The 21985-nt window shown below is 71.3% G+C and carries 18 protein-coding genes and 1 pseudogene; 13 read left to right on the top strand and 6 right to left on the bottom strand.

Annotated features, from left to right (window positions below; genetic code table 11):
* The first annotated feature begins 61 nt into the window (after nucleotides 1–61).
* From ACZ55A_RS04470 to ACZ55A_RS04460, 3 genes are all read left to right on the top strand, one after another.
* Nucleotides 62–1426 carry an enolase C-terminal domain-like protein gene (locus ACZ55A_RS04470; RefSeq protein ID WP_468833113.1) on the top strand — a complete coding sequence of 455 codons (1365 nt, stop codon included), beginning with the start codon at nucleotides 62–64 and terminating at the stop codon, nucleotides 1424–1426.
* Between the two features lie 181 nt (nucleotides 1427–1607).
* The gene (locus ACZ55A_RS04465) at nucleotides 1608–2693 is read left to right on the top strand and encodes an S-(hydroxymethyl)mycothiol dehydrogenase (protein ID WP_468833109.1); all 1086 of its coding nucleotides are present in this window, start codon (nucleotides 1608–1610) and stop codon (nucleotides 2691–2693) included.
* On the top strand, nucleotides 2693–3322 hold the full coding sequence (locus ACZ55A_RS04460) for an MBL fold metallo-hydrolase (RefSeq protein WP_468833105.1): 630 nt from the start codon (nucleotides 2693–2695) through the stop codon (nucleotides 3320–3322). The genes ACZ55A_RS04465 and ACZ55A_RS04460 overlap by 1 nt, the downstream gene beginning before the upstream one ends.
* 164 nt (nucleotides 3323–3486) lie before the next feature.
* Here the strand turns inward: ACZ55A_RS04460 and ACZ55A_RS04455 are convergent, their stop codons facing one another.
* On the bottom strand, nucleotides 3487–4824 hold the full coding sequence (locus ACZ55A_RS04455; protein ID WP_468833101.1) for a family 4 glycosyl hydrolase: 1338 nt from the start codon (nucleotides 4822–4824) through the stop codon (nucleotides 3487–3489).
* A gap of 66 nt (nucleotides 4825–4890) precedes the next feature.
* On the opposite strand from ACZ55A_RS04455, the gene ACZ55A_RS04450 reads away from it, so the two are divergent.
* From ACZ55A_RS04450 to ACZ55A_RS04435, 4 genes are all read left to right on the top strand, one after another.
* On the top strand, nucleotides 4891–6036 hold the full coding sequence (locus tag ACZ55A_RS04450; RefSeq protein WP_468833097.1) for a carbohydrate kinase family protein: 1146 nt from the start codon (nucleotides 4891–4893) through the stop codon (nucleotides 6034–6036).
* 179 nt (nucleotides 6037–6215) lie between these two features.
* The gene (locus ACZ55A_RS04445) at nucleotides 6216–7220 is read left to right on the top strand and encodes a PhoH family protein (protein WP_468833092.1); all 1005 of its coding nucleotides are present in this window, start codon (nucleotides 6216–6218) and stop codon (nucleotides 7218–7220) included.
* 43 nt (nucleotides 7221–7263) lie between these two features.
* Nucleotides 7264–7761: an rRNA maturation RNase YbeY gene (gene ybeY, locus ACZ55A_RS04440; protein WP_451441828.1), complete on the top strand. Its 498-nt coding sequence runs from the start codon at nucleotides 7264–7266 to the stop codon at nucleotides 7759–7761.
* A 13-nt stretch (nucleotides 7762–7774) separates the two neighbouring features.
* Nucleotides 7775–9100, top strand: a complete 1326-nt coding sequence (locus tag ACZ55A_RS04435; protein WP_468833087.1) for a hemolysin family protein — start codon at nucleotides 7775–7777, stop codon at nucleotides 9098–9100.
* A 286-nt stretch (nucleotides 9101–9386) separates the two neighbouring features.
* Here the strand turns inward: ACZ55A_RS04435 and ACZ55A_RS04430 are convergent.
* A pseudogene (locus ACZ55A_RS04430) lies at nucleotides 9387–10877 on the bottom strand (MFS transporter).
* A 165-nt stretch (nucleotides 10878–11042) separates the two neighbouring features.
* Here ACZ55A_RS04430 and ACZ55A_RS04425 point away from each other — a divergent pair.
* The 4 genes from ACZ55A_RS04425 (at nucleotide 11043) to era (ending at nucleotide 14313) form a co-directional block, all read left to right on the top strand.
* Complete coding sequence (locus tag ACZ55A_RS04425) at nucleotides 11043–11870, top strand: helix-turn-helix transcriptional regulator (protein WP_468834651.1); 828 nt, start codon at nucleotides 11043–11045, stop codon at nucleotides 11868–11870.
* Between the two features lie 231 nt (nucleotides 11871–12101).
* The gene (locus ACZ55A_RS04420; RefSeq protein WP_468833083.1) at nucleotides 12102–12869 is read left to right on the top strand and encodes an ankyrin repeat domain-containing protein; all 768 of its coding nucleotides are present in this window, start codon (nucleotides 12102–12104) and stop codon (nucleotides 12867–12869) included.
* A 51-nt stretch (nucleotides 12870–12920) separates the two neighbouring features.
* Nucleotides 12921–13277 (top strand): cytidine deaminase, encoded by a 357-nt coding sequence (locus ACZ55A_RS04415; protein WP_468833079.1) that lies wholly within the window; start codon nucleotides 12921–12923, stop codon nucleotides 13275–13277.
* Nucleotides 13278–13374: 97 nt separating this feature from the next.
* Entirely contained in the window at nucleotides 13375–14313 is a 939-nt protein-coding gene (gene era, locus ACZ55A_RS04410) for a GTPase Era (RefSeq protein ID WP_468833075.1), read from the top strand.
* 18 nt (nucleotides 14314–14331) lie between these two features.
* Here era and ACZ55A_RS04405 read toward each other — a convergent pair whose 3' ends face one another.
* The 4 genes from ACZ55A_RS04405 to ACZ55A_RS04390 all read right to left on the bottom strand — a co-directional run bounded on the left by ACZ55A_RS04405 (nucleotide 14332) and on the right by ACZ55A_RS04390 (nucleotide 18520).
* Nucleotides 14332–15582, bottom strand: a complete 1251-nt coding sequence (locus tag ACZ55A_RS04405; RefSeq protein ID WP_468833071.1) for an MFS transporter — start codon at nucleotides 15580–15582, stop codon at nucleotides 14332–14334.
* Complete coding sequence (locus ACZ55A_RS04400) at nucleotides 15579–16955, bottom strand: GH1 family beta-glucosidase (protein ID WP_468833067.1); 1377 nt, start codon at nucleotides 16953–16955, stop codon at nucleotides 15579–15581. Before ACZ55A_RS04400 ends, ACZ55A_RS04405 begins: the two co-directional genes overlap by 4 nt.
* A 63-nt stretch (nucleotides 16956–17018) precedes the next feature.
* Nucleotides 17019–17285 carry a protealysin inhibitor emfourin gene (locus tag ACZ55A_RS04395; RefSeq protein WP_468833064.1) on the bottom strand — a complete coding sequence of 89 codons (267 nt, stop codon included), beginning with the start codon at nucleotides 17283–17285 and terminating at the stop codon, nucleotides 17019–17021.
* A 140-nt stretch (nucleotides 17286–17425) separates the two neighbouring features.
* On the bottom strand, nucleotides 17426–18520 hold the full coding sequence (locus ACZ55A_RS04390; RefSeq protein WP_468833062.1) for a M4 family metallopeptidase: 1095 nt from the start codon (nucleotides 18518–18520) through the stop codon (nucleotides 17426–17428).
* A 301-nt stretch (nucleotides 18521–18821) separates the two neighbouring features.
* On the opposite strand from ACZ55A_RS04390, the gene leuA reads away from it, so the two are divergent.
* The gene (gene leuA / locus ACZ55A_RS04385) at nucleotides 18822–20600 is read left to right on the top strand and encodes a 2-isopropylmalate synthase (RefSeq protein WP_468833059.1); all 1779 of its coding nucleotides are present in this window, start codon (nucleotides 18822–18824) and stop codon (nucleotides 20598–20600) included.
* Between the two features lie 188 nt (nucleotides 20601–20788).
* Nucleotides 20789–21826, top strand: coding sequence for an SGNH/GDSL hydrolase family protein (locus ACZ55A_RS04380; RefSeq protein WP_468833056.1), 1038 nt, complete (start codon nucleotides 20789–20791; stop codon nucleotides 21824–21826).
* The last annotated feature ends 159 nt before the right edge of the window (nucleotides 21827–21985 follow it).

Raw genomic sequence — 21985 nt, 5'->3', positions numbered from 1 at the left:
ATATGAGACCCGCGAACCGTGTCTTCAGGGGAACCGCCCCGACCTCACAGGAGCCCGTGCCATGACCGGCCGTGTGAACCGCGTGCACCCCCTCGCCGTCGCCGAGGTCCGGCTCACCCCCGTCCTGGTGGCCGATCCGCCGCTGCTGAACACCCAGGGCGTGCACCAGCCGTACACCCCGCGTCTGGTCGTCGAGCTCACCCTCGAAGGCGGCGTCACGGGGCTCGGCGAGACCTACGGAGACACCAAGTACGTTGAACTGGCACGGCGGTTGGCCGGTGCGCTGATCGGCCGGTCGGTCACGGACCTGAATGGTCTGTTCGCGGCGGCGGCCGAGGTGTGCGGGGAGGGACCGGCCGCGCCCGGGGCTGACGCGACCGGCGCCCGCCCGGTCGACGTCGGCGGGCTGCGCGGCGTACAGACCGCCGACAAGCTGCGGCTCTCCGTCCTCTCCGGCTTCGAGGTCGCCTGCCTGGACGCCTGGGGCAAGGCCGCCGGACTGCCCGTCCACGCCCTGCTCGGCGGCAAGGTCCGCGACCGCGTGGAATACAGCGCCTACCTCTTCCACCGGTGGGCCGCACACCCCGGCGGCCGCGGGGAGCGCGACGACTGGGGCGCGGCGCTCGACCCGGCCGGCATCGTCGCCCAGGCCCGCCGGTTCGCCGACACCTACGGCTTCACGTCCTTCAAGCTCAAGGGCGGCGTCTTCGAACCCGCCCGGGAGATCGCCGCGGTCAAGGCGCTGGCCGCCGACTTCCCCGGCCGGCCGCTGCGGCTCGACCCCAACGGCGCCTGGAGCGTGGCGACCTCGCTCGCGGTCGCGGACGAGCTGAGCGGCGTCCTGGAGTACCTGGAGGACCCGGTGAGCGGCACGGCCCGGATGGCGGAGGTGGCCGCGGCTCTGAGGGCGGCGGGCCGGGGCGCCTCAGGCGGGCGTCCCCTCCCGCTGGCCACCAACATGTGCGTGACGGCCCTCGACGAGATCGCCGAGGCGTTCACCAAGGACGTCGTCCAGATCGTGCTCGCCGACCACCACTACTGGGGCGGGCTGCGGCGTACCCGCGAACTCGCCGCGATCTGCCGCGCGTTCGGCGTCGGCCTGGCCATGCATTCCAACACCCACCTGGGCATCAGCCTCGCCGCGATGACCCAGGTGGCGGCGACCGTGCCGGATCTCGGCCACGCCTGCGACAGCCACTACCCCTGGCAGACCGAGGACGTCCTCACCGAACGGATCGCCTTCCGCGACGGCCGGGTGGACGTCGGTGACGCCCCCGGCCTCGGTGTCGAGCTCGACCGCGACCGGCTCGCCGCACTGCACCGCCGCTGGCTGGCCGACGACGGCGCGCTGCGCGACCGCGACGACGCCGCGGCGATGCGGCTGGCCGATCCCGGATGGGTCACCCCCACCGTCCCGCGCTGGTGACGGCGCGGTCCCGCCGACCGGCGCCCCGTGCCACCCGCCGCTCACGCGGTCCTGTGCCAGCGCGCCATCCCGCCGCTCACGCGGTCCTGTGCCAGGTCGCCCGGCACGCGTACGGTGAGCACGGCTCAGTGGCAGCGCGCCACAGTGGTCCCGTACGTGATCTGTGAAAGGGGCTGTTCCGATGGCACAGGAAGTGCGCGGCGTGATCGCGCCGGGGAAGAACGAACCGGTCCGGCTGGAGACGATCCTGGTGCCGGATCCGGGTCCCGGCGAGGCCGTGGTGAAGATCCAGGCGTGCGGGGTGTGCCACACCGATCTGCACTACAAGCAGGGCGGTATCAACGACGAGTTCCCGTTCCTGCTCGGCCACGAGGCGGCCGGTGTGGTCGAGTCGGTCGGCGCCGGGGTCACGGATGTCGCGCCCGGTGACTTCGTCGTCCTCAACTGGCGTGCGGTGTGCGGCCAGTGCCGGGCCTGTCTGCGCGGCCGGCCCCAGTACTGCTTCGACACCCACAACGCCCAGCAGAAGATGACGCTGAAGGACGGCACCGAGCTGAGCCCCGCGCTCGGTATCGGCGCCTTCGCCGACAAGACGCTGGTCGCCGCCGGGCAGTGCACCAAGGTCGACCCGCAGGTGTCACCCGCGGTGGCCGGTCTGCTGGGCTGCGGGGTGATGGCGGGTATCGGCGCCGCGCTCAACACCGGCGGTGTCGGGCGCGGTGACTCGGTCGCGGTGATCGGCTGCGGCGGCGTCGGGGATGCGGCCGTGGTCGGTTCGCGGCTCGCCGGCGCGGCGAAGATCATCGCCATCGACATCGACGACCGCAAGCTGGCGACCGCACGCACCATGGGCGCCACCCACACCGTCAACTCCCGTACCACCGACCCCGTTGAGGCGGTCCGCGAGCTGACCGGCGGCTTCGGTGCGGATGTGGTCATCGACGCGGTCGGCCGGCCCGAGACGTACAAGCAGGCGTTCTACGCCCGCGATCTGGCCGGGACCGTCGTCCTGGTGGGCGTCCCCACCCCGGAGATGACCCTGGAACTTCCCCTGCTGGACGTCTTCGGCCGCGGCGGCGCCCTCAAGTCCTCCTGGTACGGCGACTGTCTGCCCTCCCGGGACTTCCCGATGCTGATCGATCTGCACCAGCAGGGCCGGATCGACCTCGCCGGGTTCGTCACCGAGACCATCGGCATCGAGGACGTCGAGCAGGCCTTCGAGCGGATGCACGCCGGTGACGTACTGCGTTCGGTGGTGACGCTCTGATGACGGCCCGCATCGACCACCTGGTCACCTCCGGCACGTTCTCGCTCGACGGCGGCACCTGGGACGTCGACAACAACGTGTGGATCGTGGGCGACGACGAGGAGGCGGTCGTCATCGACGCCGCCCATGACGCCGACGCCATCATGGCCGCCCTCGGCGGCCGCACGCTGCGCGCGATCATCTGCACCCATGCGCACAACGACCACATCGACGCCGCCCCCGCGCTGGCCTCCCGTACCGGCGCCCGGATCCATCTGCACCCCGCCGATCTGCCGCTGTGGAAGATGACCCACCCGGACTCCGCTCCGGATGCGGAGCTGGCGGACGGTCAGGTGCTGACCATCGCTGGCACGGATCTGACCGTGCTGCACACCCCGGGCCATGCCCCCGGTGCGGTCTGCCTCTACGCGCCCGACCTGCGCACCGTCTTCACCGGCGACACCCTCTTCCAGGGCGGACCCGGCGCCACCGGCCGGTCCTTCTCGGACTTCCCGACGATCGTCGCCTCGATCCGGGACCGGCTGCTGAGCCTGCCGCCGCAGACGGTGGTCCGCACCGGGCACGGCGACCCGACGACGATCGGGGAGGAGGCGCCGCACCTGGAGGAGTGGATCACGCGTGGCCACTGAGCGGGGCGGGCGTGGTCGGTGAGGGCCGGCCAAGAGGGGCCGGCCGGTGAGGGGCCAGTCGTGACGGGCCGGCCCCTAAGGCGCGGGCGAACACATCCCGTAGGGGATACGGACGCCCCCTGCGGGGCCACAACGGGGCGGGGGCGGAGGGTATTCCCGGGGTCTCAAGCCTCCTTGGCCGCCCGTTCCAGGATGCGGGCGGCCACCGCGGGGGAGTCCACCAGCGGATGCAGCGCCAGCGCCCGTAGTGCGGCGCCGCGGTCCTTGAAGACCGCGGCCTGCACGGCCGCCTTCTCCACCGCCTTCACCTGGAGCATCAGGCCCAGCTGATCCTCGCGCAGCGGCGCGCAGGGCAACGGCCGGGCGCCCCGGGCGGTCACCTCGCACACCGTCTCCACGATCGCGTCCGGCGCCAGTTGCGGCACCGTCGTACCGTTACGGACGTTGAGGATCAGCCGGGTCCCGCTGTCGCCGACGATGGCGTGCATCAGCGCCAGCGCCACCCGGTCGTAGCCGCCGCCCTCCAGATCGTGGCTGTCGCGCTGCCAGCCGCCGCTCGCCTCCCGGCTGTGCGCCATATACGTCTCCTCGCGCTCCAGCCGGGTCCGCTCCCACAGTTCGTACGCCGCCTCGGGACCGCCGGCCGCCGCGGCCTTCGCGAAGAAGCCGCCCTGCTGCTGGTCGAGGAATTCACCGCGGGTCTCCTGGGTGTCCCTTACGGAGCCCAGGGTTTCGCGGCGGAAGTAGTAGTAGTGCAGATACTCGTTCGGCAGGGCGCCCAGGGTGCGCAGCCACTCCGCGCCGAAGAGCCGGCCCTCCTCGAAGGAGCCCAGCGCGGCCTCGTCGGCCAGCAGGCCCGGCAGCAGTTCGGTGCCCTCCAGGGTCAACGACCGCAGCCAGCCGAGGTGGTTGAGCCCCACATAGTCGTAACCGACCCGGCCGCTCTCGAAGGCCGCCGGGTCCGCGCCGGCCGCCCGCGCCGCCCGCCGCACCAGCCCCACGGGGGAGTCGCAGATCCCGATGACGCGGTCGCCCAGCACCTGCGACATCGCCTCGGTGACCATCCCCGCGGGGTTGGTGAAGTTGATGACCCAGGCGTCCGGGGCGAGCGCCGCGACCCGTTCGGCGATGTGCAGTGCCACCGGGATCGTCCGCAGGCCGTAGAGGACCCCGCCCGCGCCGACCGTCTCCTGGCCGAGCACCCCCTCGGCGAGCGGGATCCGCTCGTCGCGGATCCGGCCGGCGGTACCGCCGACCCGTATCGCCGAGAAGACGAAGTCGGCGCCCGCCAGTGCCTCGTCCAGGCCGGGGGCGACCCGTACGGGCACCGGCGCCCGGTGCCCCCGCGCCAGCCGCGCCAGCACGTCGGCGATCACCGCCACCCGGCGCGGATCGGTGTCGTGCAGCACCACTTCGGAGACGGATCCCGCCGGGTCCTCCAGCAGCGCGCGGTAGACCAGCGGCACCCGGAAGCCGCCACCGCCGAGAATCGTGAGCCTCATGTGGCGGAACGTACCGCAGCATCAGGCACACTGGCGGCACGTGCCGATACGAGAGGGGCATGCACGGTGAGCAGCCGACGTGATCTCCATTCGTCCGCGGGCCCGGCCGCGGTGCCACCGGGCCTCGATCCGCTGGCCGGTGTACGCACCGAGGACGATCCGCGCACCGACGTCTACCTCACCGGCACGGTCTTCCTGGACATCATCTTCACCGGCCTGGATTCCGCGCCGGTCCGCGGCACCGAATCCTGGGCCCGCGGTATGGGTTCCAGCCCCGGCGGTGTCGCCAACATGGCCACCGCGCTGGCCCGGCTCGGGCTGCGCACCTCCCTGGCGGCCGCCTTCGGCGACGACAAGTACGGCGAGTACTGCTGGGAGGCGCTCGAACAGGGCGAGGGCATCGACCTGTCGCTGTCGCGCACCGTTCCCGGCTGGCACTCCCCGGTCACCGTCTCCATGGCGTACGAGGGCGAGCGCACGATGGTCTCGCACGGCCATGAGGCGCCGCCGCCCGACTTCGCCTTCGACGGCAAGCACGCACCGGGCTGCCCGCCGCCGTCCCGGGCCTGCATCGCCTCGCTCGTCCCCGGCCGGCGGGAGCCCTGGCTGGGCTGTGCGGCCGGCCGCGGCAGCCGGATCTTCGCGGACGTGGGCTGGGACGACAGCGGCCGCTGGGACCCGGCCGACCTCGCCGACCTGGAGCACTGCGAGGCGTTCCTGCCCAACGCCGGGGAGGCGATGCGCTACATGCGGACGGACTGCCCGCGCGAGGCCGCCCGCAAGCTCGCCGACCTGGTGCCGCTCGCCGTCGTCACGCTCGGTGCGGAGGGTGCGTACGCGGTGGACGGGCGGACCGGCCAGACCGCCGAGGTGCCCGCGATCGCGGTGGAGGAACTGGACCCGACCGGTGCCGGCGATGTCTTCGTCGCCGGGTTCGTCACCGGCACCCTCGCCGACTGGCCGCTCGCCGACCGGCTGGCCTTCGCGGGGCTGAGCGCCGCACTGTCCGTGCAGGAATTCGGCGGTTCGCTCTCCGCGCCCGGCTGGGCGGAGATCGCCGCCTGGTGGCAGCAGGTGCGGACGTACGAGGCGGGGGCGCCGGGTGCGCTGCGCCGCCAGTACGCCTTCCTGGACGAGGTGCTGCCCGCGGCGTACCGGCCCGCCCCGCTGGCCCGCGCCGTGCCCACGATCGGCTTCCGCCGCCCCGCCTGAGCGGCGGCGGGGCGGGCTGCCGCGCCGTGCCTGCCGGGTCGGGAGGCGGCGACGGAAAAGCCCTCGGGCTTGTCAGTGGCCCGTCGTACTCTTGTATCGCAAGGAGTCAGTGCAGGCAGGCACCCCTGAGGGGCCCTCTTGAGCAAAGGATGGGGTTGAGCAGGCCACTGAGCCACCCTATGACTCAGACACCCATGGAACCGCAGGCAAGCGCCCAGTTCACCGTCCCGGCCAAGCACCCGATGGTGATGGTCCTGGGTTCCGGGGATTCGCTACTGCGGGTAATCGAAAAAGCCTTCCCGGCGACCGACATCCACGTCCGGGGCAACGAAGTCAGCGCTGTCGGCGACGCCCGGGAAGTCGCTCTCATCCAGCGCCTTTTCGCAGAGATGATGCTGGTGCTCCGCACCGGACAACCGATGACGGAGGACGCAGTGGAACGCTCGATCGCCATGCTGCGCGCGGCGGAGGACGGCGAGAGCGCGGTGAGCGAGACGCCCGCCGAGGTGCTCACCCAGAACATCCTGTCCAACCGCGGGCGGACGATCCGGCCCAAGACCCTCAACCAGAAGCGCTATGTCGACGCCATCGACGAGCACACCGTCGTCTTCGGCATCGGCCCGGCCGGCACCGGCAAGACCTATCTCGCCATGGCCAAGGCCGTTCAGGCGCTCCAGGCCAAGCAGGTCAACCGCATCATCCTGACCCGCCCCGCGGTCGAGGCCGGCGAGCGGCTGGGCTTCCTGCCCGGCACCCTCTACGAGAAGATCGACCCGTATCTGCGCCCGCTCTACGACGCGCTGCACGACATGCTCGACCCCGACTCCATCCCGCGCCTGATGGCCGCGGGCACGATCGAGGTCGCACCGCTGGCGTACATGCGCGGCCGGACGCTCAATGACGCGTTCATCATCCTCGACGAGGCGCAGAACACGAACCCCGAGCAGATGAAGATGTTCCTCACCCGCCTCGGGTTCGACTCCAAGATCGTCGTCACCGGCGATGTCACCCAGGTCGACCTGCCGGGCAGCACGAAGAGCGGTCTGCGCCAGGTCAGGGAGATCCTGGAGGGTGTCGACGATGTGCACTTCTCCCTGCTCACGAGCCAGGACGTGGTCCGCCACAAGCTCGTCGGCCGTATTGTCGACGCCTACGAGAAGTACGACAGCCGCAACGGCCAGTGAGCCGGAGCACCGCGCGAACGAGAAGCGAGAAGCAACTCCCCTCATGTCCATCGACGTCAACAACGAGTCCGGCACCGACATCGACGAGCAGGCGATCCTGGATGTCGCCCGCTACGCCGTGGCCCGGATGCGTATTCACCCGCTCTCCGAGCTGTCCGTCATCGTCGTGGACGCCGAGGCCATGGAGCAGCTTCACCTCCAGTGGATGGACCTGCCGGGGCCGACCGATGTGATGTCCTTCCCGATGGACGAGCTGCGTCCGCCGGCCAAGGACGACGAGGAGCCGCCGCAGGGGCTCCTCGGCGACATCGTGCTGTGCCCGGAGGTCGCCAAGAAGCAGGGCGAGGAGGCACCGACCGGGCACAGCATGGACGAGGAGCTTCAGCTGCTGACCGTCCACGGCGTGCTCCACCTCCTCGGCTACGACCACGAAGAGCCGGACGAGAAGGCCGAGATGTTCGGACTTCAGGCGGCGATCATCGACGGCTGGCGTGCCGAGCGGGGCCTGACCGGCCCCTCCCCGGCCCCCACCGTCACCTGACGGGCGTCCCGCGATGACCACCCAGCTGATCGCGGTCGCGGTCCTGCTCGTCGTGATCGCCTGGCTCGCCGCCTGTGCGGAGGCCGGCCTGGCCCGTACGACCAGCTTCCGCGCCGAGGAGGCCGTCCGCTCCGGGCGCCGCGGCAGCGCCAAGCTCGCCCAGGTCGCCGCCGACCCCACCCGCTACCTCAATGTGGCGCTGCTGGTGCGGGTCGGCTGCGAAATGGCCGCCGGGGTCCTGGTGACCTACGCCTGTCTGCGCTCCTTCGAGGAGACCTGGGAGGCGCTGACCGTCGCCACCGCGGTGATGGTGCTGGTCTCCTATGTCGCCGTCGGCGTCTCACCGCGCACGATCGGCCGCCAGCACCCGCTGAACACCGCCACCGCGGCCGCGTACGTCCTGCTGCCGCTGGCCCGCATCATGGGCCCGATCCCGCAGCTGCTGATCCTCATCGGCAACGCCCTCACCCCCGGCAAGGGCTTCCGCAAGGGCCCGTTCGCCTCCGAGGCCGAACTGCGCTCGCTGGTCGACCTCGCCGAGAAGGAGTCGCTGATCGAGGACGAGGAGCGCCGGATGGTGCACTCCGTCTTTCAGCTCGGTGACACCCTCGTCCGCGAGGTGATGGTGCCGCGGACGGACCTGGTCGCCGTCGAGCGCTTCAAGACCATCCGCCAGGCGCTGACCCTCGCCCTGCGCTCCGGTTTCTCCCGTATCCCGGTGACCGGCGAGAACGAGGACGACATCGTCGGCGTGGTCTACCTCAAGGACCTCGCCCGCAAGGTCCACATCAGCCGGGACGCCGAGAACGAGCTGGTCTCCACGGCCATGCGCCCCGCGGTTTTCGTGCCCGACACCAAGAACGCCGGTGATCTGCTGCGCGAAATGCAGCAGGACCGCAATCATGTCGCGGTGGTCATCGACGAATACGGCGGCACCGCCGGCATTGTCACCATCGAGGACATCCTTGAGGAGATCGTCGGCGAGATCACCGATGAATACGACCGTGAATTGCCGCCCGTCGAAGACCTGGGGGACGGCCGCTATCGCGTCACCGCCCGCCTCGATATCGGCGATCTCGGTGAGCTGTACGGGCTGGCCGAGCTGGACGACGAGGACGTCGAAACGGTCGGCGGGCTGCTGGCCAAGCTGCTCGGCCGGGTCCCGATCGCCGGGGCCACCGCCGAGGTCGATGTCTCCGACGACGGCGCCGACCCCGGTCTGAAGGCGCTCCGGCTGACCGCCGAATCGCCGGCCGGCCGCCGTAACAAGATCGTCACGGTGCTGTGCGAACCGGTCCGCCCGGGGGGCGCGAGCGCGTCCGAGGAGCTTTCCGCGTAGTCCGGTGAATACCGGAGGGCGAGGACCGGAAGGGTAATAGCGGAAAGGCCGCTCCGTTGAATGCCGTAAAAGGATCGAGCGGTGCGGCGCCCGGCTACTTATCTCCAGTGCAGCGGAAATGTTCTGCAAGCCATTTCCGGTGGCACTGGATTCCGCCGGGCGCGCCATGGAAGGATCTTCAGGTGGCCGCCGCAATGCGGCCGCCCTGCGTGAGAGAAATCGTTCCGGACGTCTTGCCACGCAGGGTTGCCCCGGCCACGGGGGACCGGGGCAACCACCTTCCTCCTCAGCCGTGGCGCTCGGTACGGGCCGTCCGCAGCCCGGCCGTGACCAGCAGCGCGACCACCGCGACCAGCGCCGCGTCCAGGCCCAGGGCCAGCTTGATGCCGCCGAGCGTGGCGTCCGCGAAACCGCTGCCGCCGGCCCGCAGCACGGCGATATGGGCCGAGGCGACCGCGCTCAGCAGCGGGATGCCGATGGTGAGGCCGACCTGCTGTGAGCTGGTGACCAGGCCGGTGGCCAGGCCCTGTTGGGCGTCCGGGACACCGGAGGTGGCGGTCACGCCGTACGCGATGATCGCCCACAGATGGCCGAGGCTGGCGAGCGTCACCCCGGTCAGGGCCAGCCACGCTCCGGTGCCGGTGCCCAGGCCCAGCAGCGTGGCGGTGAATCCGGCCTGCAGCAGCAGCCCGAGCAGCAGGGTCCGGCGGGCACCGAGCCGGCCGATGACCTTGGGCGCGACGATGCCGGCGACCGCCGAGACCACCCCCTGCACCCCGAAGATCAGGCCGGTCACGAACGCGGACAGCCGCAGCACTTCCTGGAGGTAGAGGGTGAGCAGGAAGACGACGGTGCTCATCATCGAGAAGGTCGTCAGGCCCGCCAGATTGCCCCAGGCGACGGTGCGCCGGCGCAGCATCGGCAGCGACACCAGCGGCTGGCCGGCCCGTGACTCCACCACCACGAAGGCGGCCAGCAGCGCCCCGCCCGCGAGCAGCGTGGCGAGCACGTCCGGACGGCCGAAGCCCTGCTCGGCGGCGGTGGACAGGGCGTAGATCAGCGACAGCAGTCCGCCGGTGACGGTGACCGCGCCGGGGACGTCGATCCGCGGCCGCTCCGGGTGCCGGGACTCGGTCAGCAGCGCCGGCGCCCCGGCCAGTACGGTCACCCCGGCCACGGCCAGCAGGCCCATGGTCGAGCGCCAGCCCAGTGCGTCGGTCATCACTCCGCCCAGCACCATGCCGATGGTGAAGCCCATCGAGAGCAGGGTGCCGCTGATGCCCAGCGCCCGTTCGCGCTGCGGCCCTTCGGCGAAGGTGGTGGTCAGCAGCGACATACCGGTGGGCACGATGATCGCCGAGCCCAGGCCCTGAAGTGCCCGCCCGGCCAGGAAGACTGCGGGGGACCAGGCCAGCGCGGCCAGCACCGAGGCCGCGGTGAACAGGGCGAGCCCGGTCAGGAACAGCCGGCGGCGTCCGAAGAGATCCGCGATGCGGCCGAAGAGCAGCAGAAAGCCGCCGGAGGGCAGCGCGAACGCGGTGACCGCTCACTGGAGATCGGCCTGGCCCATGCCCAGGTCCTTGCCGAGCACGGGCAGCGCCACATTGAGGATGGAGAAGTCCAGCGCGACGATGAACTGCGCCGCGCACAGAAGCAGCAGGGTGAGCTTGGCGCGCGGGGTCATCCGCGCGTCGGCGGGCCCGGCAGCCGGCGCGGCGGCCGGCGGGGCGGTCGTCGTGGGGGTATCGGGGCCAAGAGAGGTGTCGGTTATCGGCATGCGAAGAGCGTGCGGTCCCGGAATACCTCGTGGGGAGCGGCAACTTATCGTGGTGTCCGCACCACCAGCCACGCCGACAGGGGGAGAAACGTGGCCTCGCATGCTGCCTCGAACGCCGCTGCCCAGGACGCTTCGCGCCGACGCCAGGAGTTGCGCGACTTCCTGATGAGCCGCCGGGCCCGGGTCACCCCGGCCGAGGCGGGCCTGCCCGACGGCGGCCGTCGCCGTACGCCGGGGCTGCGCCGCGAGGAGGTCGCCGTCCTCGCCGGGGTCGGTGCGTCCTGGTACCAGTGGCTGGAGCAGGGCCGCGACATCACCGTCTCGCCGCAGGTGCTGGACTCGGTGGCCCGGGTGCTGCGGCTCAGCGGCGCCGAGCGCCGGCACCTGTACGTCCTGGCGGGGCTGAACCCTCCGCTGCGGCAGGACGCCGAGGAGCTGGGCCTCACGGATGTCTGCGCGGGCCTTCAGCGGCTGATCGACGCCTGGATGCCGTTCCCGGCGCACATCATGGACCCGTACTGGAACACCATCGCCTACAACGAGTCGGCGCATCTGGTGCTGGGCCATGGCCGCCCCGGTGTCTCGATGAACTGCCTGATCGCGTTCTTCACCGACCCCGTCTACCGCGCCCGGGCGGCCAGTTGGGAGGCGAACGCCCCGCGCGTCGTGGCGCAGTACCGCGCCGCCTGCTCCGCGCGCCCCGGCGACGAGGGCTTCGACGAGATCGTGCGGGAGGCCGCCGCGCGCAGTGAGGAGTTCGCCGGGCTGTGGGCGCGCGGCGACGTCCAGGACGGCGGCCAGCTACCCAAGGAGTTGGACCACCCGCTGGTCGGCACCCTGCTCTTCGAGTCGACGCAGCTACAGGTCCCGGTCCGCCCGGACCTGACCATCGTGCTGCACAACCCGCGGGCGGAGTCGGACACCGCGGCGAAGCTGGAATGGCTCACCTCACCGGAGGGGCGGCGCGGAGGGATGTACTCGGTCGCGGGGTGACGGGACGCCGTCCCGTAGGGGCCGGTCAGACTCAGGGGGGACGGAGCGGGACGCCGAGTGGGGACCTCAGGCTGACGAACCGCCCGCAGGACCGTGCCAGTCTGGATCTCCGCGGTGACCTCCCCGGGCCCGGCGGACAGGACCGACGGGCCGGGACGGGGCGGGTGACCGCCGACGACGGCGCGCCCAAGCCCCGGGCCTGGCGCGCCCCTTGACGAGGAGGCACACACCGTGGCCGAGGGCCTGACCGCACGGCTCATCACCGCTGTGTACGAGGAAGACGCGCAGCAGGTGGCGGCGCTGTTGCGGCAGGGAGCTTCCCCGGACGCGCCGGACGCCGGCGGGGAGACACCGCTGTACCTGGCCGCGGTGTCGGGGCACACGGACCTCGTACGGCTGCTCCTGGAGGCGGGGGCGCAGCCCGACGTGGAGAGCCGGGGCGCACCGGGCAGCGAGGGGCTGCCGCTGTGCGCGGCGGCATGCTGGGGGCATGCCGAGACGGTCCGCGAACTCCTCGCCCACGGCGCCGATCCCAACCGGCGGGACGACGCCGGGAGCGACTTCCCCGCGCTGTTGTGGGCAGCCGCCGGCGGCCATCTGCGGACCGTCCAGCTCCTGCTGGCGGCGCACGCCGACCCGAACCTGGACCACCGCTCGCGCACCCCGCTGATGGCGGCGGCCGAGCGGGGCTCGATAGCCGTGGTGCGCACCCTCCTCGCGCACGGTGCCGACCCGCACGCCACCGACGACCAGGGACGCACCGCGGGGGACCTGGCCCGTGCCTGGTGCGGCAAGGACATCGAGAGCGAGCTGCGCAGAAACCTCGCCGGGCAGGCCGGCCCGGCGGGCGCCGCGCGGATCGCCGGCTGGGAGGTGAGTCGCAGCCCCCGTCCCGAGGGCACCGAGCTGATCACGGTCACCGTGTGCTCCCCGGACGGAACGGGCGGAGCGGAGGACGCACGGGAGACGGGCCATGCGGCGATCGCGGCGCTCCTGTAGAACGCCCGCCTGCCCGAGCCCGTCGCGGAGCGCCCGCATATGCTCGCCCCTATGACGGAAGCCGCACTGGACCCCGAAGACCGCAAGATCATTACGCTCGCGCGCTCGGCGCGGGCCCGCAACGGCGTGCCTGAGGGGGCCGCTGTCCGCGACGAGACCGGCCGCACCTATGTCGCCGGTACCGTCGCCCTGGAATCGTTGCAGCTCAGCGCCTTGCAGACGGCCGTCGCGATGGCCGTGGCCAGCGGGGCCAGGTCCCTGGAGGCCGCGGCCGTGGTCACCGAGGCCGAGCAGGCCTCCGCCGCGGACCGCGCGGCCGTACGGGACCTCGGCGGTGCCGGAACGCCGGTCCTGGTTGCCGGCCCCGACGGCGCGCTGCGCACCACGGTCACCGCGGGCGACGCATAGCGGGTGTCTTCCCGATCAGGCCGGGCTCGCGGGGCCTGAGGGCGGCCGCTGCCCGGTGTGGTCGGAGCGGCGTCCGGGATCGGGGAGAATGGGCGCCATGAGCGTTCGTACAGACTCCTCCGCCCCGCACCGCGCCGGCTTCGCCTGCTTCGTCGGCCGCCCCAACGCGGGCAAGTCCACCCTGACGAACGCTCTCGTCGGCACGAAGGTGGCGATCACCTCCACCCGCCCGCAGACCACCCGCCACACGGTGCGCGGCATCGTGCACCGCCCCGAGGCCCAGCTGGTCCTCGTGGACACCCCGGGGCTGCACAAGCCGCGCACCCTGCTCGGTGAGCGCCTCAACGACGTGGTCCGCACCACCTGGTCCGAGGTGGATGTGATCGGCTTCTGTCTGCCCGCCGACCAGAAGATCGGCCCCGGCGACCGCTATATCGCCGGTGAGCTGGCCGAGATCAAGAAGACCCCCAAGATCGCCATCGTCACCAAGACCGACCTGGTCGACTCCAAGGCGCTGGCCGCCCAGCTGATCGCGATCGACCAGCTCGGCAAGGAGCTGGGCATCGAGTGGGCCGAGATCGTGCCGGTCTCGGCGGTCGGCGACGCCCAGGTGTCGTTGCTCGCCGACCTCCTCGTCCCCCTCCTCCCCGAGGGCCCGGCGCTCTACCCGGAGGGCGACCTCACCGACGAGCCCGAGCAGGTCATGGTCGCCGAGCTGATCCGCGAGGCCGCGCTGGAGGGCGTACGCGACGAGCTGCCGCACTCGATCGCGGTGGTCGTCGAGGAGATGCTGCCGCGCGAGGACCGCCCGGCCGACAAGCCGCTGCTGGACATCCACGCCAATGTCTACATCGAGCGCCCCAGCCAGAAGGGCATCATCATCGGCCCCAAGGGCAAGCGCCTGAAGGAGGTCGGCACCAAGTCCCGTAAGCACATCGAGGCGCTGCTCGGTACGCCGGTCTTCCTCGATCTGCACGTCAAGGTGGCGAAGGACTGGCAGCGCGACCCGAAGCAGCTGCGCAAGCTGGGCTTCTGAGGCCGGGGGCGTGCGCCGTCACGCCACGCCCCGGATCCTGCGCACCAGCAGCGCCCCCGCGAGGCCCACGCCCGCCGCGACGAGGTAGAGCACCCGGTAGCCGCCGAGGTGGTGCACGAGCGGCGCGGCCAGCGCCGGGGCGGCCACCTGCGGCAGCGAGTTGGCGATATTGATGAGGCCGAGGTCCTTGGCGCGGTGCGCGGCGGCCGGCAGCACATCCGTCATCAGCGCGAGGTCGACGGAGGTGAAGACGCCGAAGCCGACGCCGAGCAGCGCGGCGGCGCACAGCGCGCCCGGCCAGGTCTGCCATACGGCCAGCAGCACGGTGGCCACCGTCATGATCACCCCGGCCCACAGGACGAACGGCTGCCGCCGCCCGGCCCGGTCCGACCAGATCCCGCCCACGACGACCGTGCCCAGCAGGGTGACGGCGTTGACGGCGGTCAGCACCAGCACCCCGCCGTCCGGGTCCGGCCGCCGCAGCACATCCCGCAGGTAGTAGAGCAGGTACAGCAGCGCCAGCGCGTTGCCGAGGTTGATCAGGAACCGGGTCAGCCAGGCCCAGCCCAGGTCGGGATGGCGGCGCGGACTGATCCAGAATCCGCGCAGAAAGTCCCACAGGCCCGGCGCGGGCCGCCGGCCGGCCGGCAGCACCGGATCGCGGTGCAGCACTACGTACGGGAGCACCCCGAGCACGGCGAACCCGGCGCAGGCCAGATAGCCCCCGCTCACCCCGCCCCCGACGGTCGCCAGCCCGGTCCCGGCCACCACCCCGAGGATCTGCGCGGCGCCCAGCCAGCCGCCCAGCGCTCCCCGCTGCCGGTGCGGCACCCGGTCGGGCACCGCAGCGGTCAGGGCCGCGAACGCCGCATTGAGCGTGAGCTGTACCAGGCACCACCCCAGCACCATCACCGGCACCGTACGGGCTCCCGCCAGCAGCACCAGGGCCGCCGCCCCGCTCGCGGCCCCCGACACGATCCACGGCGTCCGCCGCCCGAACCGTGAGGCCGTCCGGTCCGACAGCGCCCCGAACAGCGGACTGGCGACCATCGAGACGGCGGCGCCGGCGCCCGTCACCCACGCCAGCACCGATTCCTTGGCCACCCCCGGCGGCGCCAACTGCGCGGCCTGCAACGCCAGCAGGATCTGGAGCGGCCCGTACCACCCGGCCCAGATCGCCCCGTTGGCCAGCGACAAGGAGGCGGTCCACGCCCGCCCCACCCGCTCCGACGGCTCCGCGAGCGCCCCCGGAGCCGCCGCCCCGCTCATCCCCGGGCCTGCTCCCGCAGCACCTCGCGCAGCCAGCGGTACGAGGCCTTGGGGGTACGCGTCAGCGTCGCGTAGTCCACATGCACCAGCCCGAACCGCCGCGCGTACCCCTCGGCCCACTCGAAGTTGTCCAGCAACGACCAGACGAAGTACCCCCGGACGTCCACCCCGGCCGCCATGGCCGCGTGCAGGGCCCGCAGATGCCCGTCCAGGAACGCGATCCGCTCGCCGTCGTCGATCCCCTCGTACGAGCAGCCGTTCTCGGTGATGACGACGGGCGGCAGCCGCTCCCCGTACCGCTCCTGGAAGCCCACCAGCAGCTCGGTCAGCGCCTCCGGCACCACCGGCCACCCGAAGTCGGTCCGTGGACGGCCCTCGATCTCCCGTGGCGCAAAGGGGAGTTCGGGCGGGAGCTGAATCCCGCCGAAGGCGGCCCGCGGGCCACCGCCGGCCTCCGGGGCCCCCACCAACGTGGGCTGGTAGTAGTTGATCCCGTACCAGTCCAACGGCTGCGCCATGACCGTGAGGTCGTCGCCGACGGGGCCCGGCAGCATCCCCGCCAGCCCCTCGTCCGGGTACCGGCCCAGCAGGATCGGCTCCGCGAACAGCCGGTTGAGCAACAGGTCGTAGAGAGCGGCGGCCGAGGTGTCCGCCTCCGACGCACTCGCCGCCCATGTGGGGCCGTGCGAATTGGCGATGCCGATGTTGGTCGCGCCCCGGGCCCGCAACGCCTGTACCGCGAGACCGTGCCCCAGCAACTGGTGATGTGCCGCCGGTAACGCGTCGAACAGCAGCGTCCGCCCCGGCGCATGCTGCCCCAGCCCGTACCCCAGCAGCGTCAGTTCGGCAGGCTCATTGAGGGTGATCCACCGCCCCACCCGGTCCCCTAGCCGCCCCGCCACCACGTCGGCATAGGCGGCGAACCGCTCGGCCGTCTCCCGTACGAGCCACCCTCCGCCCTCCTCCAGCGCCTGCGGCGTGTCCCAGTGGAAGAGCGTCGGCACCGGCTCGATCCCGGCCGTCAACAACGCGTCCACCAGCCGGTCGTAGAAGTCCAGCCCGGCCGCGTTGACCGCCCCGCCGCCGTCCGGCACCACCCGCGGCCACGCCACCGAGAACCGGTACGCCCCGACCCCCAGCTCCTTGATCAACCGGACGTCCTCCGGGTACCGGTGGTAATGACCGGTCGCCACCCGAGGATCCGATCCGTCCTTGATCCGCCCGCCCTCCGCGGCGAAAACATCCCAGGCGGACCGCCCCCGCCCGTCTTCCTCCACCGCCCCTTCGATCTGCGCGGCGGACGTGGACACGCCCCACACGAAGTCACGGGGGAAGCGGGGCAGGGGCAGGGGGGAGTCCGGCACCGTAGTCATGCCGGGATCCTTGTAACCGCCGGTAACAGTGTCAAGGGGGCCGGCACGCGGCGGAGTCGGTCCTTACGCTCCTTCCTTCATCACCTTGGTGATCAAGCTCCGCTGCTCGTCCGTGAGGCGGGGGTCGGAGCAGTAGACGGTCTCGCCGTCGACGGTGATCTGGTAGCTGAAGCCGTCGGGGACGCCTACCGGGGGTTCGCTGTGGGCGGTGGCGACCGCCTTCTTGGCGAGGGCCTGCCAGTCGGCGGCGTCGGGACGGTCTGCGGTGTCGATTTCGGCGCGGCGGTCGATGGCCGCGAAACCGCCGGTGCGGTGGACATGAATGCGCATAACGGGCTCCTCCGACGTCCTGCGACGGACTCCTACCCGGGCTGGGCCCTCCTATGGACGCAGAGGGCCCGTATGGACACGGTAATCGGGGGCGGGGCGGGCGCGCTTGCCGAACGCGCCCGCCCCGCCCGACGTGGCGGCTACTTGGGGGTGACGCCGACCTGGGTCCAGGCCTTCACCACGGCCTCGTGGGCGTCGCCGCTGCCGAAACGGGCCTGTGCGGCGGCGATGGTGAGCGCCGCGAAGTCGGCGAACTCGGCGTCCTTGCGCAGCTTGCCGCCGGTCAGCACGTCGTACCAGACCTGGCCCGCGCGCTCCCAGGCCTTGCCGCCGAGGGCGCTGGCGACCAGGTAGAAGGCGTGGTTGGGGATGCCGGAATTGATGTGTACACCGCCGTTGTCGGAGGGGGTGCGGACGTAGTCCTTCATGGCGGCGGGCTGGGGGTCCTTGCCCAGGACGTCGTCGTCATAGGCCGTTCCCGGGGCCTTCATGGAGCGCAGCGCCTTGCCGGTGACGTTGGGGCCCAGGAGGTCCGCGCCGATCAGCCAGTCGGCCTGGTCGGCGCTGTGGCCGAGGGTGTACTGCTTGATCAGGACGCCGAAGACGTCGGAGATCGACTCGTTGAGGGCCCCGGACTGGCCCTGGTACTCGAGGTTGGCGGTGTACTGGGTGACGCCGTGGGTGAGTTCGTGGCCGATGACGTCGACGGGGATGGTGAAGTCCCGGAAGAGGCCGTTGTCGCCGTCACCGAAGACCATCCGCTCGCCGTCCCAGAAGGCGTTGTCGTACTTCTCGCCGTAGTGGACGGTCGCATCGAGCGGCAGACCGGCACCGTCGATGGACTTGCGGCCGTAGACCTTGAGGTAGAGCTCGAAGGTGGCGCCCAGACCGGCGTGCGCGCGGTTGACGGAGGCGTCCTGGGAGGGGCCGTCGGACTCGGAACGCACCTTGGTGCCGGGCAGGTTCTCCTGGTGGCCGGCGTCATAGATCGTGCGGTTCGGCTTGTCGGCGGCGGCGTCGGGCTCCCCGGGGGTGCGGCCCTCCGCGGCGATCTCGCGGCGCCGGGTGCGGCGGACGTGGTCGTGTTCCAGGGTGCGGCGGGCCGGCTCGTGCCGGGCCGGGTCGTCGGACTGGGCCAGGTTGTCGAGGATGTGCGGCGGGATGATCGTGCAGAAGACGGGGGTCTCGGAGGCCTGGCGGGTGGCGGAATTCTTGCCTGCGGCGTTGAGGTCCATGAACAAACGGTGGCACTGTGTAGTGCCGGTGTCACTGCCTGCGCACGAGATTCCCGAATATGTGTGGTTCGTCGCATTTACCCCGTGACGCCCGTCCCGGTCCCGCATACTGATACGCACCCGCCACTCAGGGCGTACCTCAGCTAGGGTGCTGTGCATCATGCGTTTCGGGCTGCTTCTCCTTAGCTGCCGCGGCGAGGGCCTGTAGTCGTAGGCCGACCCCCTCCCCGCGGAGTTCGGTGTTGCGGTTTTCCCGCCCCGTCGGCCGTCCTTCCGGACATACGAGAGGCCCTACGCAATCATGTCGAACCCCGCCAGTCCTTCTGAGGCATCCGTCGGTCGCCCCACCCCCCTCACCAACGCGACCGTGATGCAGAAGCCCTCCGGGATGCCGGTCCACAAGTACGGCCGGTACGAGGCCGTGGACATCCCCGACCGGACCTGGCCCGACAAGCGCATCACCAAGGCCCCCCGCTGGCTGTCCACCGACCTGCGCGACGGCAACCAGGCCCTGATCGACCCGATGTCGCCGGCCCGCAAGCGCGAGATGTTCGACCTGCTGGTGCGCATGGGCTACAAGGAGATCGAGGTCGGCTTCCCCTCCTCCGGGGAGACCGACTTCGCCTTCGTCCGCTCGATCATCGAAGAGGGCGCGATCCCGGAGGACGTGACCATCTCCGTGCTGACGCAGGCCCGCGAGGAGCTGATCGAGCGCACCGTGGAGTCGCTGCGGGGCGCCCACCGCGCCACCGTCCACCTGTACAACGCCACCGCGCCGACCTTCCGCCGCGTCGTCTTCCGCGGCACCAAGGAGCAGGTCAAGCAGATCGCGGTGGACGGCACCCGGCTGGTCATGGAGTACGCCGAGAAGATCCTGGGCGACGAGACGATCTTCGGTTACCAGTACAGCCCGGAGATCTTCACCGACACCGAGCTGGACTTCGCCCTGGAGGTCTGCGAGGCGGTCTGTGACGTCTGGCAGCCCGAGGAGGGCCGCGAGATCATCCTCAACCTGCCCGCCACGGTGGAGCGTTCGACCCCGTCGACGCACGCGGACCGCTTCGAGTGGATGAGCCGCAACCTGTCCCGGCGCGAGCACGTATGCCTGTCCGTCCACCCGCACAACGACCGCGGTACGGCGGTGGCGGCGGCCGAACTGGCGATCATGGCCGGCGCCGACCGCATCGAGGGCTGCCTGTTCGGCCAGGGCGAGCGCACCGGCAACGTCGACCTGGTGACGCTGGGCATGAACCTGTTCTCGCAGGGCGTCGACCCGCAGATCGACTTCTCGCAGATCGACGAGATCCGTCGCACCAGCGAGTACTGCAACCAGATGGAGATCCACCCGCGCCACCCCTACGCGGGCGATCTGGTCTACACCGCCTTCTCCGGCTCCCACCAGGACGCCATCAAGAAGGGCTTCGACGCCATGGAGGCCGAGGCGGCCGCCCAGGGCAAGACCGTCGACGAGATCGAGTGGGCGGTGCCGTACCTGCCCATCGACCCCAAGGACGTCGGCCGCTCCTACGAGGCCGTCATCCGCGTCAACTCGCAGTCCGGCAAGGGCGGTATCGCCTACGTCCTGAAGAACGACCACAAGCTGGACCTGCCGCGCCGGATGCAGATCGAGTTCTCCCGGATCATCCAGGAGAAGACCGACAGCGAGGGCGGCGAGGTCACCCCGGCGGCCATCTGGTCCGTCTTCCAGGACGAGTACCTGCCCAACCCCGAGAACCCGTGGGGCCGCATCCAGGTCAAGAACGGCCAGACCACGACGGACCGGGACGGCATCGACGCGCTCACGGTCGAGGCGGTCGTCGACGGTCAGGACACCGTGCTGACCGGCTCCGGCAACGGTCCGATCTCCGCGTTCTTCGATGCGCTCCAGGGCCTCGGCGTCGACGTGCGGCTGCTGGACTACCAGGAGCACACCATGAGCGAGGGTGCCTCCGCGCAGGCCGCCTCGTACATCGAGTGCGCCATCGGGGACAAGGTCCTGTGGGGCATCGGCATCGACCCGAACACCACGCGCGCCTCGCTGAAGGCGGTCGTCTCCGCAGTCAACCGCGCCGGCCGCTGACACGCTCCAGCCCGTCGGCACGCCCCCGTAGCTCCCACTGAGCTGCGGGGGCGCGCTGCTGTGTGCGCCGGGTCCACCTGAAGGTGGGGTTTGAAATCCACTGCGATCACTGTGAGTAATTAGGTTGGTACGTTTGGTGATGAGCGTCAGTCGGACAGGCCGCGGCGCGCACACCCAAGGACGTGCAGATGAGCAGATTACGCATGCCCGCCTTCTCCCGGCTGGTGCTGGCCGGGGTCGCCGCCCTCGCCGTGGTGGGCGCGGCCCTCGCGCCGGCGTCCGGGGCCGCCGGCGCGCAGGCCGGGGCCGCCGACCGCCTCGATTACGTCGCGCTGGGCGACTCGTACAGCGCCGGGGTGTTCGTCCGTCCCTGGGACAGCCACGACGGCTGTGGCCGCTCCTACCGCAACTACCCCCACCAGGTCGCCGAACGGCTCGGCTACGAGCTGACGGATGTAACCTGCGGGGCCGCCGAGGTCGTCGACGGCGTGCTGGCGCCACAGCCGCCGTCCAAGATCTACGGGCCGCCGTCGATCCCGCCGGAGGGCGGCTGGTCCGAAATCCCCGCGCAGATCGATGAGTTGTCCCACGACACGGACGTGGTGACCGTCGGCGTCGGCGGCAACTCCCTCGGCTTCGGGCCCGTCATGCTCAAGTGCATCGAGCTGGGGATCAGCCAGCCCTTCCAGACCTCGCCCTGCACCAAGTACTACACCGGCAATGGTGCGGGGGCGCCCTGGTTGGAGGAGCGGTTCGAGCGCCTGGACCACGACTTCGGCCACATGATGTCCGTGATCCATGCGCGCGCACCGCACGCCAGGGTCGCCGTCGTGGGATATCCGGCCATCGTTCCGGACAGCTCCGGCTGCACCTTCCTGCACTGGAACCAGCTCGGCAGCGTCAAGAAGGGCGATATGCCCTGGCTGGACGGGCTGGAGCACCGGCTCAACAACCTGCTCGGCCGGCACGCCGTCCACCACGACGCGACGTATGTCGACACCTACGGGCCCAGCGTGGGACACGGGGTGTGCGCGAACAAGGACACGACGTGGATGTACGGGATCAGGGACAACCTCACGGGTGAAGGCGATCAGACCGACCTTCCGTCGGAGGAGTGCAAGAAGGTCCCCGGCACCGGCGAGGCCTGCACCTTCGTCCACCCCAACGCCCGCGGTCTGGACCATCAGGCGCATCAGGTGATCAGGGCGCTGATCTCGGAAGGCTGACGAGGAACCCGCCGCCGCGCGGCGTCAACCGGCGCCGTCCTTCTCTCCCCGGAAGGGCGGCGCCCCGTACCATCCGGCCAGTTGTCCGATACGAGGTGCTGACGCCGCATCACTCATGTGGCTAACATCACGTCCAGTACGGCGACGGGGCCGCGGCGT

Source organism: Streptomyces sp. NPDC034111 (assembly GCF_055575375.1).
The sequence above is the reverse complement of the archived record's forward strand: the minus strand, read 5'-3'. Positions and strand labels throughout refer to the sequence as shown.